This is a genomic window from Mycobacterium sp. DL (assembly GCF_039729195.1).
GTDB lineage: Bacteria > Actinomycetota > Actinomycetes > Mycobacteriales > Mycobacteriaceae > Mycobacterium > Mycobacterium hippocampi_A.
The window spans coordinates 5,580,889-5,597,497 of sequence record NZ_CP155796.1 but is presented as its reverse complement, the minus strand read 5'-3'; the positions used below and the strand labels follow the sequence as shown (position 1 = coordinate 5,597,497).

11 protein-coding genes and 1 tRNA gene are annotated in these 16,609 nt (G+C 65.4%); 6 read left to right on the top strand and 6 right to left on the bottom strand.

Annotated elements, in window-relative coordinates; all coding sequences use genetic code 11:
* Nucleotides 1-25: 25 nt before the first annotated feature.
* Genes ABDC78_RS26625 through ABDC78_RS26615 form a run of 3 tightly spaced genes read right to left on the bottom strand, consistent with a single transcriptional unit; the run spans nucleotide 26 to nucleotide 5,504 of the window.
* A complete protein-coding gene (locus tag ABDC78_RS26625; protein ID WP_178356981.1) occupies nucleotides 26-2,377 on the bottom strand; it encodes a glycerol-3-phosphate 1-O-acyltransferase in 2,352 nt (783 codons plus the stop codon).
* Complete coding sequence (locus tag ABDC78_RS26620) at nucleotides 2,374-4,032, bottom strand: HAD-IB family hydrolase/lysophospholipid acyltransferase family protein (protein ID WP_178356982.1); 1,659 nt, start codon at nucleotides 4,030-4,032, stop codon at nucleotides 2,374-2,376. Before ABDC78_RS26620 ends, ABDC78_RS26625 begins: the two co-directional genes overlap by 4 nt.
* Nucleotides 4,029-5,504, bottom strand: a complete 1,476-nt coding sequence (locus ABDC78_RS26615; RefSeq protein ID WP_178356983.1) for a wax ester/triacylglycerol synthase family O-acyltransferase — start codon at nucleotides 5,502-5,504, stop codon at nucleotides 4,029-4,031. The genes ABDC78_RS26620 and ABDC78_RS26615 overlap by 4 nt, the downstream gene beginning before the upstream one ends.
* A 99-nt stretch (nucleotides 5,505-5,603) precedes the next feature.
* On the opposite strand from ABDC78_RS26615, the gene ABDC78_RS26610 reads away from it, so the two are divergent.
* A tRNA-Arg gene (locus tag ABDC78_RS26610) sits at nucleotides 5,604-5,677 on the top strand.
* Nucleotides 5,678-6,028: 351 nt separating this feature from the next.
* Here the strand turns inward: ABDC78_RS26610 and ABDC78_RS26605 are convergent.
* The gene (locus tag ABDC78_RS26605) at nucleotides 6,029-7,201 is read right to left on the bottom strand and encodes a Fic family protein (RefSeq protein ID WP_347133237.1); all 1,173 of its coding nucleotides are present in this window, start codon (nucleotides 7,199-7,201) and stop codon (nucleotides 6,029-6,031) included.
* A 437-nt stretch (nucleotides 7,202-7,638) separates the two neighbouring features.
* Nucleotides 7,639-8,706, bottom strand: a complete 1,068-nt coding sequence (locus ABDC78_RS26600) for a PQQ-dependent sugar dehydrogenase (protein ID WP_256735834.1) — start codon at nucleotides 8,704-8,706, stop codon at nucleotides 7,639-7,641.
* Nucleotides 8,707-8,883: 177 nt separating this feature from the next.
* Here ABDC78_RS26600 and ABDC78_RS26595 point away from each other — a divergent pair, with 177 nt between their 5' ends.
* A complete protein-coding gene (locus ABDC78_RS26595) occupies nucleotides 8,884-9,957 on the top strand; it encodes an oxygenase MpaB family protein (protein WP_178356986.1) in 1,074 nt (357 codons plus the stop codon).
* The gene (locus ABDC78_RS26590; RefSeq protein ID WP_178356987.1) at nucleotides 9,954-10,571 is read left to right on the top strand and encodes a TetR/AcrR family transcriptional regulator; all 618 of its coding nucleotides are present in this window, start codon (nucleotides 9,954-9,956) and stop codon (nucleotides 10,569-10,571) included. Before ABDC78_RS26595 ends, ABDC78_RS26590 begins: the two co-directional genes overlap by 4 nt.
* 138 nt (nucleotides 10,572-10,709) lie before the next feature.
* Here ABDC78_RS26590 and ABDC78_RS26585 read toward each other — a convergent pair whose 3' ends face one another.
* Nucleotides 10,710-11,213 carry a DUF2505 domain-containing protein gene (locus ABDC78_RS26585; RefSeq protein WP_178356988.1) on the bottom strand — a complete coding sequence of 168 codons (504 nt, stop codon included), beginning with the start codon at nucleotides 11,211-11,213 and terminating at the stop codon, nucleotides 10,710-10,712.
* Nucleotides 11,214-11,799: 586 nt separating this feature from the next.
* On the opposite strand from ABDC78_RS26585, the gene ABDC78_RS26580 reads away from it, so the two are divergent.
* The 3 genes from ABDC78_RS26580 (at nucleotide 11,800) to ABDC78_RS26570 (ending at nucleotide 16,441) form a co-directional block, all read left to right on the top strand.
* On the top strand, nucleotides 11,800-14,775 hold the full coding sequence (locus tag ABDC78_RS26580) for an RND family transporter (protein ID WP_347133542.1): 2,976 nt from the start codon (nucleotides 11,800-11,802) through the stop codon (nucleotides 14,773-14,775).
* Nucleotides 14,776-14,804: 29 nt separating this feature from the next.
* A complete protein-coding gene (locus tag ABDC78_RS26575) occupies nucleotides 14,805-15,665 on the top strand; it encodes a class I SAM-dependent methyltransferase (protein WP_347133236.1) in 861 nt (286 codons plus the stop codon).
* A gap of 554 nt (nucleotides 15,666-16,219) precedes the next feature.
* Nucleotides 16,220-16,441: an MbtH family protein gene (locus ABDC78_RS26570; protein WP_178356990.1), complete on the top strand. Its 222-nt coding sequence runs from the start codon at nucleotides 16,220-16,222 to the stop codon at nucleotides 16,439-16,441.
* Nucleotides 16,442-16,609 lie beyond the last annotated feature (168 nt).

Sequence of the window (16,609 nt, the reverse complement as noted above, 5' to 3'; positions counted from 1 at the left end):
CAGCGTATGACCTCCGCGGGGACGACTACTGGACAGGCTGGCTGCGTAACGCGCGACGACGCCTCTCGCGGGCGATGAACTGCTCCCGTGAGTAACTGTCGACCTTGTCCATGTCGGTGAGGATGCCGCGCAGTTCGTCGCGGAAGGCCAGCCGTCGCTCGGCGAGGTCGGCGGCGGGCGCGAGGAGTTTCTGGTCGGCGACGACCTGTCGCGCCGTCGTGAACAGCAGCGCCGACGCCGACTCCGCGCTGCGGAGCACGCCCTGGGCCACGTACTGCTGCCCCAACCCCAGCGCCTTGGTCGTCATGTCCTTCTCGGCGATATCCGCCGGCGCGTCGATCAGCACGTCGGCGACGATGCGGTACGCCTCGAAGAAGGGTCGCAGCAGCGGCCCTGCGATCGCCGGCCGTTTGGCGCGCAGGAGCGCGTCGATCCGGTCACCGCCGGCGGCGACGTCGTCCTCCCAATCCGGGTGCCACGACATCTCCTGGAGGACGTGTTCGCGGAAGCCCGCGGAGTCCGCGAAGTAGAAATCGAACTTGAGCAGATCGCGCAGCCGGGTCACCTGTGTCCAGAACGCCTCCAGGCGATCGGATTCGGCGCGAGCAGAGTGGGCGAGTGCGAGTTCGACCAGAGACGTCTCCAGGAACGCGTCGATCAGCGAGTTGCGGTAGAACGCGGCCTCGTGCTCATCCTGAGGCGCGATGTACCAGACAGGTTCGCGGCCACCGTCGATCCGGGTCACCGGGTGCCCGTTGGACAGCGCGTCCACCGCGGCGCGGACGCCGTCGGGCGTGCGCAGCCGCAAAGCGCTGTTGGTCATCGGGGTCTGCTTGCGCTCGAGATAGTCCAGCGAGTCCTGCAGCGTGTGATGCAGCTGATCGAGGGTCAGCGCAATGCCACGGGTGCTGAGCAGCAATGCCGACACCAGCGCGGTCGCATTCACCGGGGTGACCTGAAGGATCCGGAACGCCACCTGGAACGCCATCTTCTGCAGCGCAAGACGTTTGGCGTCCTCGTCAGTTGCCATCGGTCCGTGCGGCTCGCCGAGGTACTCCCGCATCGACACCGCCTCGGGGAACCGCACGTAGATCTTGCCGTAATTGCGTTCACCCTGGGCCTTGATGAAGTTGTACAGCCACGACAGACCTTCGGGGGTCTTCTCCCCGCCCCGGGCGTAGGCGGCGTACTCGGCGGTCTCGTGAAGCTGGTCGAAGCTGATCGAGACGGGCTGCAGCAGGATGTCGTCACTTCGGCCGTCGAGATATGCATCGGCGACGTAGGCGAGCAGACCGAGCTTGGGGGGCAACATCTTTCCGGTGCGCGAGCGTGTCCCCTCGATCGACCAGCTGAGGTTGAAGCGCTTCTCGACGATGTAACCGACGAACTGGCGCAGCACGAACTTGTAGAGCGGGTCGTCGAGCTTGCGGCGGATGAAGATGACTCCCGACCGCCGCATCAGCGGACCCATCGCACCGAAGGACAGGTTGATGCCCGCAAACGTGTGCACGGGCGGCAACCGGTTCTCCTGCATCGCCACCGGCACGATCGCGCCGTCGAGGTAGGAACGGTGCGAGAACAGCAGCACCGCCGGGTGGGCCTCCAAGGCCTGCCGCATCGACTCGACTTCGAGGCGGTCGTAGTCGATGTTGGGATCGAAGCCCCTGCTGAAGATGGCCCGGCCCAGCGACGGGATCAGATCGACCGAGAACCGGCTCCACCCGGTGCCGAGTTCGTCGAGCATCTCGCCCGCCTGCTCGACTGTTGCGCCGGGGATCTTCTCGAGTCCTTCGCGGAACCGCGCCGACGCGAGCATCTCGGGTTTGACCAGACGCGGCGACTTGTACTCGGGTCCGAGTAGCCGGAGCTCGACCCTCTCGATCGCCAAGGTCGCCCGGCGGAGCACGAATCGGGCGAACTCCCTTGGGTTCTCGGCAACGGTGGTGTCGCTCCACTGCTGCATGAGCTCGGACACCTTGGCCGGTTCACCCGCGACGACGCGGGCGCGCGCCGGATCCCGCTTGAGGATGCGGTGTTGGAGCATCTGCGGTGGGCAGTACGTGTCGCGGCCCGACAGCAATGCCACCACCTTCGACCGTGTCGGCAGGCCGCCGGGTACCCAGAACACGCGCACCGGGACAACGGAGCGGTCCTCGTCGGCCTCGAGCAACTCCACGAGCCGGGCCAGAACCGCCGGCGGCGGATCGTCGTCGGCGGGTAACTCGAGCACCTCGATGTTCGAGTCGGGGTGCTCTGCGCGCTGGCGCTGCAGCCAGTCCGTCAGCAGTTTGCGCTCTGCCGGCGAGGACACCGACGCCAGCACGAGGGTGTCGTCGGTGGCCGTGAAGGACGCCATGTCATCGAGGCTGAGCTTCATGGCCGTCCCTTGGCGCCGGTGTGCTTGGTTGGCGCCTTCTTGGCCGGCGTCTTCTTCGCCGCCGCCGTTTTCGTCGCGGCGGCCTTCTCGGCCGGGGTCTTCTTGACCGGGGCCTTCTTCGCCGGCGCTTTCTTGGCCGCGGTCTTCTTCGCCGGCGCTTTGGCACGCTTGTACAGATCAGGGGTGGGCAGCTCGTCGTGCGGCCAGTTGACGAGGGTGTCGAGGTAGAGTTCCCGAACCTCGGCGATGCGCTCCGACAGGTTGTCGTGTGTCCAGTCGTCGATCGGAATCGGCGGATAGACAACCACATCAACGGTGCCGGGGTTGAACGTGCTCGAGTCGCGTGCGGCGATCACCTCGGCGTTGCGGATCACGATCGGCACGATCGGGATGCCCGCCGACATCGCGATGCGGAACGGGCCCTTCTTGAACGGCCCGACCTCGTGGGTGTCCAAGCGGGTGCCCTCCGGGGCGATCAGGATCGAAAGGCCCTTGCGGGCAAGCTCTTCGACCTTCTTTAGGCCTTCGACCGCTTTCTGTGGATCGTCGCGGTCGATGAACGCCGCATCCATGATCTTGCCCATGGTGCCGACGATCGGATCGTTCTCCAGTTCCTTCTTGCCCACCGACGTGAAGTTGTCGCTGACCAGTGTTCCGGCGATCATCGGGTCCGCCTGGTTGCGGTGGTTGAAGATGAACACCGCAGGCCGCTTCGCCGTCAGGTTCTCCTTGCCGAGGACTTGCAGGTTGATCCCGACGGTGGTCAGCAGGGTCCGGCCGAACACCGAGGTGAAGAAGTTGACGCCGGTGCGGCGGTTGCGGGTCAGCAAGCCGATGCCGAGCGCGCCCGCGGCGATGGGCATCATCGACGCGATCCCCGCGGCGGTGCGCAACTGGGAAAGCGGGCTGGTGCCGCTACGACTGCTGAACTTCAGCACCGGCCACCCGCGTTTGGCGGCGACGGCGGCCATCTTGCCCGCGGGGTTCGTCGGGCGCGGGTTGCCGACGAGGTACATCAGCGCCACATCCTCGTCGCCGTCGGCGTAGAAGTAGCTCTTCGACAGGTCGACGCCGTTCGCATCGGCGAATTCCTGTACCGCCCTGGCCTTTCCAGGCCCCCAGATGATCGGCCGCTCGACCTCGCCGGTGATCAGCCCGTCGTCGTCGGTTTCGAACCTGTTGCTCAGCACGTTGTTGATACCGAGGAACCGCGCCACCGGTTCGACCTGCACGGTCAGCGCCGAGGAACTGAGCACGACGGTGTGGCCACGGGCCATGTGGGCGCGGACGAGTTCACGCATCTCCGGGTAGATCCGGCCGACGATCTTCTGCGCGAACAGTCGTTCCGCCAACTCGTCGATCTCGTCGACCGAGTTGCCCCGCAGCATGCGCGCACCCTTGCCGATGAGATCCTCGAACTCGGAACGCCCCAACTGGTGATTGAGGCCGGCCTGCACCATGCCGATGAACTCACCGACCGACATCTGGCGACGCCGCAGCCGGTCCTGCGTCATCACGACGCCGGTGAACCCGGCAACCAGCGTGCCGTCGAGATCGAAGAAGGCGCCGACCTCAGGGCCGGACGGGCTGGCTTCGACTTCAGCGACAGAACCCGGAAGGCGCATCTGGCCGTTACTTGGCGTCGCGGATGTCATTGTGCGGCAACTCCGTTGTGTGAGGAGGGACGGGATTTCCGAGTGAAGGTGACCGGCGAGGCGCGGCCGTCGCCGCCGAGCGCGAGCACTTCGTCGAAGCCTGCCACCAGACACTCGGCGAGCAACTCGGGGTCGGTGATCGACGCCTTGTCGTAGCGAACGGTGATCGTGCAGTAGCCCGACCGGGAGATCAGGACCACCATCATCGCCACGCCCGGCAGTGGCCCAAGACCGTACTGTCGCAGCACCTTCGCGCCGGCGATGAAGGTCTCACCGGCGTAGACCGGCACGTTGCTGGCCTGAACGTCGGAGTTGACGATGGAGCCGGCCACGGATTCGAGCACCGAATCCGGCAGCAGGCTGACGACCGGGGCGATCGCGCCGACCATGTCCAGGGCACGCTCGTCCCGCTTACGAGTCATCTGCGATCGGATGTCCTTGATGCGGACCTCGGGATCGGACACGCCGATCGGCGCGGCGAGGTTGATACCGGCAAACCTGTTGCCGCCCGCAGGATCTGCATCAGAACGCAGGTTCACCGGGACGGCCATCGGCAACGTGTCGACGGGCACCCCCTTCGCCCGGTGATAGAGGCGGAGCGCACCGCACAACCCGGCCAGGTAGGCGTCGTTGATCGATCCGCCCGCCGCCTTGGCTGCACGGTGCAGATCGCCGAACTCGATGTCGATGGCCTCACTGCGCGAGGACAGGCTACGGCGACGCAGCAGCGGCGACGGGGTCGCGACCGGCCCGATCACCCGGGCGCCCGACATCGCGTAGTCGATGACGCTGCCGAGCCGGGACACCGGATCACGCACCACATGCCCCACCGCCTGCGCGGTGCCGAACAGCACATCGCGCACGCCGCCGACGATGGTGCCCGGCAGCCGGTTGATCCCCCGCCGCATCAGGTCGTTGGGCGACAGGTCCGACGGGATGGGCAGTGGCGCGGCGTGCTGCGGCGGGGGGTCACGCTCGAGGTCGTAGAGGTTGGCGAACATCTCGACCCCGCCGACGCCGTCGGTCACGGCGTGACTGAGATGCACCATCAGTGCGGCCTGGGCGTTCTCCACTCCCTCGATGAGGGTGGCGGTCCACAGCGGGCGGGAGATGTCGAGCGGCGACTGCGCGGCGACCTCCGCGAGGTCCATCACCTGGCGCAGGGTTCCAGGCTCCGGCACCCGCACCCGGCGCAGGTGGAAGTCCAGGTTGAAGTCGGGATCGACCACCCAGCGGGGTGCGGCGGTCGGCAACGTCGGCGTCACGACCTTCTGGCGCAGCCGCAGCACCTTGCGTGAGGCATTCTCGAAACGGCTGCGAAACAGATCCCAGTCAGGTGTGGTGTCGAGAAGTTCCAGCGTCATGATGCCCGAGCGGGTGCGCGGATTGGCTTCGCCGCGATGAAGAAGCTGGTCGAGGGCGTTGAGTTCCTCCGGGAGTCCGGCCGCATCCAGTTCCGGCGCGTTGCTCATGCGCACCACGCTAGTCGCCGACCCTGGCACGCGGAGCAGCTTTAATGGCTGTTGCTGATGGCTGTTGTCTCGGTAGCATTCGATACACTTCTCGGCGTTGCCTCCGTAGCTCAGTCGGATAGAGCAAGGGCCTTCTAATCCCTAGGTCGCAGGTTCGATTCCTGCCGGGGGCGCTGTTCGGAGGTGGTGATTTGCCATCCTGGATAACGCTGGTGGACGATCATCCGTCGTTCATTGCGGACCTGAGTTGCCACTGACGGCGTTGTCGAGCAGTTCTGCCACCTGGTCATGGACGCGGCCACGGCTCGTGTACCGGTCCCGCGTGATGAGTCTCGTCGACCAGGACAACGCGTTTGACCTTCTCCCGGATGACCTTGCCGCCGACCGGAGATTCGACGCTTGTTGCGCCACAATCATTCTCGCAACTCTTACGCAGATGCGCCGACAGACTCGTTCCTTAATTTTGAGAGGTGCAGTGGCGCAGAATCGACACCGATGTTCCGATCAGCACCGGTGACCTGGGGTCAGCGTCGCCGGCCGGCGCGTTCGGCGAAAGCGTCGAGGGCCGCAAGCACATCGGGTGCACGCCACACGCGGTTTCGAGATCCATTGGTTGCCTCGACGAGGATTCCCACCTCGGTGAGTGGGTTGAGGTAGCGGTGCGCGTTGGTGGACTCGATCCCCACCTCCTGCCCCAGTAGTGCGACGTTGACGACTGGGCGGCGGGTCAACAGATCGGCGACTTTCCACACCGCGGAGTCGGACCGTGCGGTGATCACACCGTTCCAGGCTTCACGGATATCGCGGAGTTCAGTGACCAGTTGTCGCCCGTTGGCGATAGCCGCGATGGTGGCTTGCGAGAAGCGCTCGACAATCGGCGCGGCGTCACCTTCGCGATAGCTCGTCAAGGCGGCGAAGTACGCATCGGTGTCTGCCAGAAGCCCGGCCGAGACCGGCACTGTCACCTGACGTGTGAGGCCTTTCTTCCGCAGCAGCGCCTGCACCAGTGCGCGGCCCGTGCGGCCGTTGCCGTCGGTGAAGGGGTGAATGGTCTCGAACTGGGCATGGCCCAGCGCGATCTGCGGAAGCGCAGGAACGTCGGTTCGCTGCGCGAACGCGATCAGGTCGTCGATCGCTTCAGGGATCAACTCATGGCGTGGGCCGACAAACGTCGCGCCGATGGGAGTGGAACCACCGCCGATCCACACAGGTTCTGTCCGGAACTCGCCTGGCGTGTGACGTGGATCGTTGATCATCAACGCGCGGTGCATGGCCAGGATGGCGCCGGCGTCCACAGTGTCGGACAGAGCGACCGCTGCGTTCATCGCAGCGGTATTGGCCACGATCATCTTGGCGTTGCGTTTGGCCTTGCCACCGGGCAGTTCGGCCTCGCCGATCGCGCGCGCTGATGCGGTCAAGTTTTCGATGTGCGAGCTTGCGGCGGATTCCGACCGCAGCAACACAGCAGCAAACGGTGCGATCTCAGCGCCGAGTTCGGCGTCGAATCGTGCGATCTCACGGCTGGCAGACTCAGCGTCTGCCAACGCCGACGGCGGCAAGTCGACAACCACGTCGACGATGCTCGCCGGGACGGCCGGGTGATAGATGCCGTACCTCGGCCGTGCCCCGTTCACGTGCCGCCCGCCCTGGGGCTCCCAACGAACATCCTCGTAGGTGATGGGGCGAAGTGAAGTCACTGGCATAGTTTAACTTCATTTATGACGTTAAGTGAAGTTAGTGGCCAGAGTTGACTTCAGTTAGCAAGGGCCCGTTCCATGTGGGGAACGGTCTATTGACCACCACTCCCCGCCTTTCCGCGTTGCGGCCTATTCGGCGTCATGACCAAGAATCGTCCGGATTCAGTCGCAGGTTCGATCAGCGAACAGTTCTCGCCGAGCGGCGGCCCGTACTCCGTCACCCCGCACGCACGACACCACCACGTCGTGTGGCCGCCGCGATGGTTGCAGTGCGCGAATCCGACCAGGCACCGATCAGGCCCCAGACCGTGCCCAGCCGAGCAGTGTGTGGGCGGGCGGGTGATCCACCGATTGTCAAGGGACTGAACCAGATCGCCGACGCCCACGGAGGGGACGCTACCTCCGAGCGGTGACAGCCGGGCGCGAGTACGGTGTCGTCACCCGCCGGTCAGGGTCTCGGGCCGGACACTGATCACCCGGTCGTCCCCGTCGCGCGGGTCGCCGCGACCGTCCCGGTTGCTGGTCGTGAACCACAGTGCCCCGTCCGGTGCCGCAGCGACCGTCCGCAAGCGGCCGAAGTCCTCCACGAAGTGGGCGACGGGCTCGCCGAGCTGCCCGTCCGCGCCGACGGGTAGCTGCCACAGACGCTCGCCGCGCAACCCCGCCACCCACAGCGAGCCGTCGGCGTAGGCCATTCCCGACGGCGACGCATCACTGGTTCTCCACTGCACCTGCGGATCGATCAGACCGGGGATACCGGCCTGCCCCTCGGCTTCGGGCCAGCCGTAGTTACCGTCCGGTTCGATCAGGTTGACTTCGTCCCAGGTGCTCGCGCCGTACTCGGTGGCCCAGGCGCGGCCCTGCCCGTCCCATGCGAGACCCTGCACGTTGCGGTGTCCGTACGACCAGACCGGCGATGCCGGATCAGGATTGTCTGCCGGGATGGCGCCGTCGGGATCGATGCGCAAGATCTTGCCGCCCAGGGACGACTTGTCCTGCGCCAGGCCGGAATTCCCGGCGTCGCCGGTGGTGACGTACAACTTTCCGTCGGGGCCGAAGAGGATGCGCCCGCCATCGTGGATCGCCGCGGCGGGAATGCCGGTCAGGATCGGTCGCTGATCGGTGAGCGTGTCTCCGTCGAAGCGGGTGGCCACGACGCGGTTGTCGGCGTCGGTGGTGAGGAAGGCGAACACCGTCTGGTCCTGCGCGAAGTTCGGCGATACAGCGACACCGAGCAGTCCCGCTTCCCCGCGAGGCGCCACGCCGGCGACACCGCCCACCTCACGCAGCTGACCGGGTGCCGTCAGGTGGGTGATGACCCCGGTGTCGCGCTCGGCGATCAATGCGGTTCCATCGGGAAGGAACGAGATTCCCCACGGCACATCGAGTCCGGTGGCGACGTCCTGCGTGCTGACCGCAGCGCTCTGCACATCGGGTGAAGCTGGATCGCCGGACGAGCATCCGGCGGCCATCAGAGTCACCACGGCCGCAACAGCCCACGCCATCTGTCGTCGACCTCGATACCTCATTGGTCTCCAACGTAGCCACGCTCAACGCCGGCCGCCACGACGCGTCGCGCCGTCCGATCCGGCTCGGCCCTTGACGCCAGGCCGTTATCCGTCCAGAATCCTACGCCATGTAGCAATTTCCTACAGCGTGTAGGAACTATGCAGGAGGCACCTATGAGCACCATCAGCAGATTGCTGTCACTTCCCAAGCCGGCCCCTGCCGAGGACTACGGATTCTTCGGCCCCGGCTCCGTCACCTGGAAGGTGTGGAGCTACCCGACATCGCTGTCCATCGGATTCCAGCGAGCGGTGGTCATCGAGGAACTCGACCCGGCGTTGGTGGCCGCCGTCGACAAGACCCACGACATCTACCGCCGGCCGCGCACCCGCTACGACCGCACCCTGCGGTATTTCGCCATGGTGGCGTTCGACGACAGCCGCTCGACCACCAAAGCCGCCGACGTGCTGGTCAAGATCCATTCCAAGGCGGTCGGTGACGATCCGGTGACGGGCAGACGCTACGACGCCAACGACCCGGACTCACAGCTGTGGATACACCTGACCGCCTGGCACTCGATCCTCAAGGCCTACGAGCGCTACGGTCCCGGTCGCCTGTCCGACGAGGAGGAAGCGCAGTACTGGGCCGATTGCCGGCTGGCGGCCGAACTGCAGACCTGCGACCCCGCGGACGTCCCGCGAACCCGCCAGGGCGTGCAGGACTATTTCGACCGGATGCGACCGCAGCTGATCGGCTCCGACATCGCCAGGCAGGCGATGACCCACTTGCTGCGCGCCGAGGTCATGCTGCCGGAGATGCCGCTGTTGATGCGTCCCGCGACCTTGGTCATCACCGCCTTCCTCCGCCGTGGCACCCTGGCGACCATGCCGCGGTGGATGCGCGAGATGTCCGGCCTGGGCACCTCGCGCACTCTGGACGCACTCAGCAGACCCGTTCTGCGCGCGGGTTTCTGGACGGTCGGCAAGAGCACGAGGCTGCAGCTGGGTCTGCTCAAGGTGCTCTCCCCCAGCACCGTCGAGGTGGCCGCACGCGTGCTGCTCTCCGTGCCGCCGACGGACCCCGTCACCACCACACCGCAGCAGGCGCAGGCGCGGTTCGGCTACGACGCACCCCGGCAGGCCCACCCCGAGCTCCGGCAGCGCCAGAAAGAGCGGGTGTTCGGCCAGCACCTCGCCCCCAGCGACGAAGGCCTCATCGAATCACAGGCGATCCTCGGCACGGTCGGATGAATCGGTCGTCCGCCAGAGCCCGCCACCTCGGCCCGGACCGACGCCGGCCGCAGGTGCTCGACGCTGCGCTCGACATCGCCGCGGAATACGGACTGGCCGCCGTCACCATCGCGGCGATCTCGAATCACCTGGGGGTGAGCCGCCCGGTCGTCTACGACTGTTATCCCGGGCGGGGCGAGATCCTCGCCGCATTGTTGGACCGTGAGACCGACGTGGCGCTCGCACGCCTGCTCGCGATCCTGCCGCCGCTGAAGACAGGTTCGGTGGAGCAGATGTTCGTCGACGGCTTCCGGTCCCTGCTCGACGATGTGCGCAGCCGCCCCGGATCATGGCGCATCATCTACGCCAGCGACCCCGATCCGATACTGGTAGAGGCGATTACGCACGGACGGGGGCAGATCGCCGATCAGGTGGCGGTGGTGATGCGGCCGCTGTTCGAACGCTGGCAGGTCGCCGATCTCGACGACGTGGCGCCAGTGCTCACCGAGGTGTTCCTCGGGATCTGCGAGACCGCGGTCCGCATGATGCTCGATGACACACGGTCATGGGACTCCGAGACCCTGGCACCGATCGTCGGCGCCGCGGCCTACCGCGCCCTGCGCGCCCGGGCCTGATCGTCGCGCGCAGCGAAACCGGTTCCCGCAGTGGACACACCGTGGAAACCTCTGCCGTATGGCTGTGCACCACACCTCCCGGCGGCACGAGGTCGACGACGTCTGGCAGGACGCTGTTCTGATACACGACGACACCGTTCAGGTGTTCTTGTTGATCCACTCCGCGGTGAAACGCTGAACGGCGGAGAACTGGGGAACCAGTAGACGTCCGATCAGGCTCTCGATCTTGCCGCCGACCAAGGGGACCTTGAACTCCACAGTCGCCGAGCACTTCAGACACGAGCCCTGCCGGGCAGGCGCCAATACCGCTGTACCGCGCCCAGATCCCGGCGCTCCGTGAGTCGCGATGCTCACCTCCCCGCACACCCTGCCGCCGTCGGCCGGACTCCACTTCTCGTCCTGCACGACGCGCCAATTGCGTGGGAAGAACGCCGCGATCGGCCCGGGTAACCCGTCGGGGTGCAGGTCGTGAACGATGGCCACGGTCACCGAGCCATCGGATTCCACAGCCAGGGTGTCGAGCCTGCCGAAGCCGCCGGCAGCCGACATCCGGGCCAGCCAGTAATCCTCCTCGGAGAACGCCCAATGAATCTGCTCGACGCTGGCCGGGGATTCGACGGAGAAGTCGACGGATCGCGACATATCCGGTCACCGTCCACGGAAGGTCGCACCGACACTGCCGAGCGTCAGCGGGTGCGGAGCGCTTGTGCATCGACCTTGTGGCAATCTGCTCACCGCTCCCACCCCAAAGCTCTGGCAATCAGACGCGGCGGCATCCCGACCGCGCAAGAACCGTACCCCAAAACCGATATTCTTGACACCTCCGTCAAAAGATGCGGCTAGGCTAGCTGCACACTTAGGCACGTCCCAGCTGAATGCGACCCAAATGATGGACAATGGGTGTCGGATGAGGGAAATCCGTTCTCTCGCATCCATATTCAACCGAGTCCTTTGCCCTACCTTGCGGAGGAGGGACGAGGACCGTGGGTGAGTTCCGGGGAAGCCCTGTTGCTGTCCTCGCAGCAGCGTGCGACTGCAGGCACGCGTCGACGCCGCGGGCCGTCAGCCAGAGCGCAGATGGCTCCGGCTCGAATCACCGCTCGGATCATTAATGCGTTGGCCGATGAAGGCACCGGTGTCACCCCGGACGGACGCGTCGGGTAGCGCACGATCCCTCAGAGGTGTCTTCCCCCGACTGGCCGACATCATCGTGCGGTGGCCGTGGGCGGTGATCGGATTCTGGATCGCGCTCGCCGTTGTCCTCCCGACGTTGCTCCCGACCCTGCCCGAGGTAATTCAGAAGCAGCCCGCCTCCCCGCTGCCGGCGAGCGCCCCGGCGATGATCGCGAATCGGGATATGGCGGAGGCGTTTCCCGAGTCAGGTGGTTCCCAGGACAACGTCCTGCTGGTTCTGCTGACCAACGAGGAAGGGCTGGGACCGGCCGATGAGGAGGTCTACCGAACTCTCGTCAATCGGCTGGACCGATCTGTCCACGACGTAGTGATGTTGCAGGATTTCGTATCCACACCGGCATTGCGCGAGACGCTCAGTAGCGAGGACGGCAAAGCATGGATCCTGCCGGTGGGCCTGGCAGGGGACTGGGGCTCGCAGGAATCCCTCGATGCGTACACCCGGGTCTCCGGCATCGTGGAACAGGCGGTGGATGGGACCTCCCTGACGGCGAACCTGACCGGAACAGCCGCCACCGTGGCGGATTTCATCGACGTCAGTGAACGGGATCAGGTTCGCATCGAGGCCGCGATCATCGTGCTGCTGCTCGTAATCCTCCTGATCATTTATCGAAACCCGGTCACGATGCTGCTACCGCTGATCATGATCGGCTTCTCCCTGACGATCGCCCAGACCGTCCTGGCCGGAGTGGCCGGGCTGGGGCTGTCGGTGTCGACCCAAACGATCGTCTTCCTCAGTGGGATGATCGCAGGCGCGGGAACCGATTACGCGGTCTTCCTCATCAGCCGATATCACGATTTTCTGCGACTCGGCGCGGACTCCGATCAGGCGTTGAAGAGCGCTCTGAGTTCCATCGGCAAGGTCATCGCCGCATCCGCAGGGACGGTGGGCCTCACGTTTCTCGGGATGAGCTTCACCAAGCTTGATCTGTTCTCGACTACCGGACCCGCGCTGTCCATCGGGATCGGGGTGGCGTTCCTCGCGGCGGTGACCCTGCTGCCCGCCATCATCGTGCTCACCGGACGCCGCCGATGGATCAAGCCCCGACGCGACCTCACCACACGATTCTGGCGGCGGGCCGGCATCCGGATCGTCCGCCGGCCCACGGCCAACCTGGTCGCCAGCTTGCTGGTGCTGGCGATCCTCGCCGGCTGCCTAGGGGCGGTTCGCTACAACTACGACGACCGCAAGGCATTGCCGAGTTCCGTCGAGAGCTCCGTCGGGTATGCGGCGATGGATCGACATTTTGATCTGAGTTCGATGATCCCCCAGTACCTGTTGATTCAGTCTCCGCACGATCTACGGACACCGCAGGCGCTCGCCGACATGGAGCAGATGACTCAGCGAATCAGCCAGTTGCCCGGTATCGCGGCGGTGCGCGGAGTCACCCGGCCCAATGGAGAGCCGCTGGAAGCCGCGAGCACGACACGTCAGGCCGGCGAGATCGGCCAGCGGTTGGACGACGCATCCATTCTGATTCAAGACCGAAGCGCAGATCTCGACCGACTGGCCTCGGGGTCCGATCAGTTGGCCGAGGGAATCAATACCCTTCGCGACCAGATCACCACGTTGATGAGCGGCCTCAGCGGCCTCATCAACACATTCCAGTCGATTCAGGGCCAGTTCGGCGCAGGTACGACGTTCGGCCAGATGGGCGACGCCGAACGCCTTGTCGGCGGCATGCGGTCGCTGGGCGACACGCTGCAGGCGACATTCGGCGACATGGCGAAGAATCTGGAATGGGTCGACCCCGTGGTGATCGCACTCGACGGCAGCCCGTACTGCACCGGCAATCCGCTGTGCGTCGCAGCGCGCGACCAGTTCCGTCTGCTGCAGACCGCCCGCAACGACGGCACCCTCCAGAAAGCCGCCGACGAACTGCAGTCGACCGGACCGCTGTCGACCCTGTCGCAGACGGTGACGAAGCTGACTCAATTGATGACGTCACTCACCGGGTCCATGGGCTCCCTGGGCCCGTTGGGGGCCGGCGGCGGAGGCGGTGGGCAGTCGCCGTTCGGCGGTATGCAGGAAGGTCTCGACACCCTCGCCGACGGCGGTCGGCAGGTCGCCGATGGTGTGCAGCAACTGGTGGACCAGACGAAGCGGATGGGCGCGGACCTCGGCGATGCCTCGGAGTTTCTGCTGGGCATGAAGAACGACGCCGCGAGTCCGTCGATGGCGGGCTTCTACATTCCTCCACAGGTGTTGACGTCGGACGACTTCAAAGAGGCCGCATCGTTTTTCATCTCCACTGATGGCCGAGTCGCACGCTACTTGATACAGACAGAACTGAACCCCTTCAGCACCGCCGCAATGGATCAGATCAACTCGATCACCGATACCGCGGAGGGTGCGCGACCGAATACCGTGCTGGCCGATGCCACGGTGGCGATGACGGGCTATTCGGCGACCCTGCGCGACGCGCGTGACTACTACAACCACGACATCCGGTTCATCATCGGGTTGACCGTGATCGTCGTCCTTCTCATTCTGATCGCTCTGCTGCGTGCAATCGTCGCACCGCTCTACCTGATCGCCTCGGTGATCGTGTCCTATCTGGGAGCACTCGGCATCGGCGTGATCGTCTTCCAGTTCATCCTCGGCCAGGAATTGCACTGGAGCGTGCCGGGGCTTGCCTTCATCATCTTGGTCGCCATGGGTGCGGACTACAACATGCTGCTCATCTCCCGCATTCGTGACGAATCTCCGCGTGGAATCCGTTCCGGTGTGATCCGGACCGTGGGCTCGACAGGTGGTGTGATCACAGCTGCGGGCCTGATCTTCGCCGCCTCGATGTTCGGTCTGCTGTTCTCCAGCATCACCACCAACGTCCAGGCGGGTTTCGTAGTCGGGATCGGAATCCTGCTCGACACCTTCCTGGTTCGCACCGTGACGGTCCCGGCGACTGCAGTTCTGGTCGGGCGAGCCAACTGGTGGCCGTCGAAATGGCGGCCACATCCGCCACCGTCGGTGGAACCTGCAGAGCAACTACCGGCGCACGCGGTGGGATGAATGACATTGGTAGTCGGTGAGGAGACGTCGTGACGGACACCGGAGCACAGCGGCCGGTCGACCCGGTGAGCGGTCGGGGCGAGAAGGTGGACTTCACCGGCGTGCGGTGGAAATCCGTGGAGTGGACGAACCTGTGTCTGCTCTACCTACGGGCTTGCGAGAGTCGATTACCCCAACCGATCCTCGGCGACCAGTTCGCCGCGCGAGACGTGGCGCGTATCGAATACGACTTCAAGCGGATTCACCGAGTGGTTCGCCCGGAGATCAACCAGTTCATGGTGGCGTTGCGCAGCGCCCAATTCGACACCTTGATCACCGATTACCTACACCGCCATCCCGACGCCGTTGTGCTCCACCTGGGATGCGGATTACACAGTCGCGCCTTCCGCCTCGCTACGGAGAACGCGCCGTGGTTCGACGTCGATCTGCCCAACGTCATCGCGCTGCGCCGCCGGCTGTACTCCGAATCAGACACCTACCGGATGGTCGGGTCCTCGGTGACCGATCCCGGCTGGATCGATCAGCTACCCATTGGCGGTCCCGTTCTCATCGTCGCCGAAGGCCTGTTGATGTACCTGACCCCGGCCGAGACAGCCGCGCTGCTCCACAGATTGGTGGACCGATTCGACACCGGAGAGCTGCTCGCGGACCTGCTGTCGAAGTGGGGGCCGCGCCTGTCCACCGTCTTCACTTCCGGCCTCATCAAGTGGGGCACCGGCGACGGCGTGGAGATCCCGCAATGGGATTCCCGGCTGCATCTCATCGACGACAGCCCCATCATGGCGGGCTACGAGAAGATCCCCACCGCCACAGCACGTTTGCTGTACCGGATCCAGTACGGCATCCCGATGATCCGAAACTACGATCGACTCTTCCGTTTTGCGTTCTGAACCGCGCCGTCAGCGCTGCTGACCGTAGTGGCTGGGATCGTCGGCGAGCCACCCGGGCGCCGCGGCGAGACCTCGGTTGGCAGGCGCACGTCAGGCCGCGGCCGAAGGTCATGCCGGCACACACCTGCCGCGGGGGGTCGGGGCGGTGTCGAGACCGTCGAGGTGTGCCGAACCCCCGAAATCCGGATTCTGCCTGCCTCGCGGAAGGACTGGGAAACGGGTCCCGGCACCCTCCGCGGAGAAGCCGGGCCAGCACGGCACGGCACCTTCAGCCGACCGCGCCGCGCCGCGGAAAACTGCACACCGCGGCAGCCCTGGCAAATGCACGCCGATCGCGTGCGCGAATGCGCGAGGGCAGCTCACAGCAGACCCCCAGCAACGGCCGGACCTGCAGGAGTGAAACCCGGCTCGCAAGTGTTCTTGACGACGCAAATACACGCGCCCCCTCTGCCTTAGCGAACATCTCCCCCATTTCCCGAAACCTCGAACCGGCTCGGCAGACCTGCAGTAACGTTCGCGTCAATTCACCATCCGGTAGACGGCCTGGAGCAGCGATGAGCGTCAATCCGTTCGACGATGAAACCGGCACCTTCCTCGTCCTGGTGAACGACGAGGAGCAACACAGCCTGTGGCCGTCCTTCGCTGATGTTCCGGCCGGTTGGCGGGTGGTCTTCGGCGAGGCGGACCGCGCCGCCTGCCTGGATTACATCGAGCAGAACTGGACGGACATCCGGCCAAAGACGCTGCGCGACAGGCTCGCAGACAACAAGGGCTAAGAGACTCGGCCGACGGGATTGGGGGGCGCGGATGGAGCTTGAGAATCGAGCACTTCCGCGGACGCGCATCGTTGCACGCCCACTTCAGGTTTCACCGACCGACACCCGCACGGAATCACCGAGTGGAAGAGGGTGACCGATCGTGGATCACGTCAGCGTCGGTTCGAC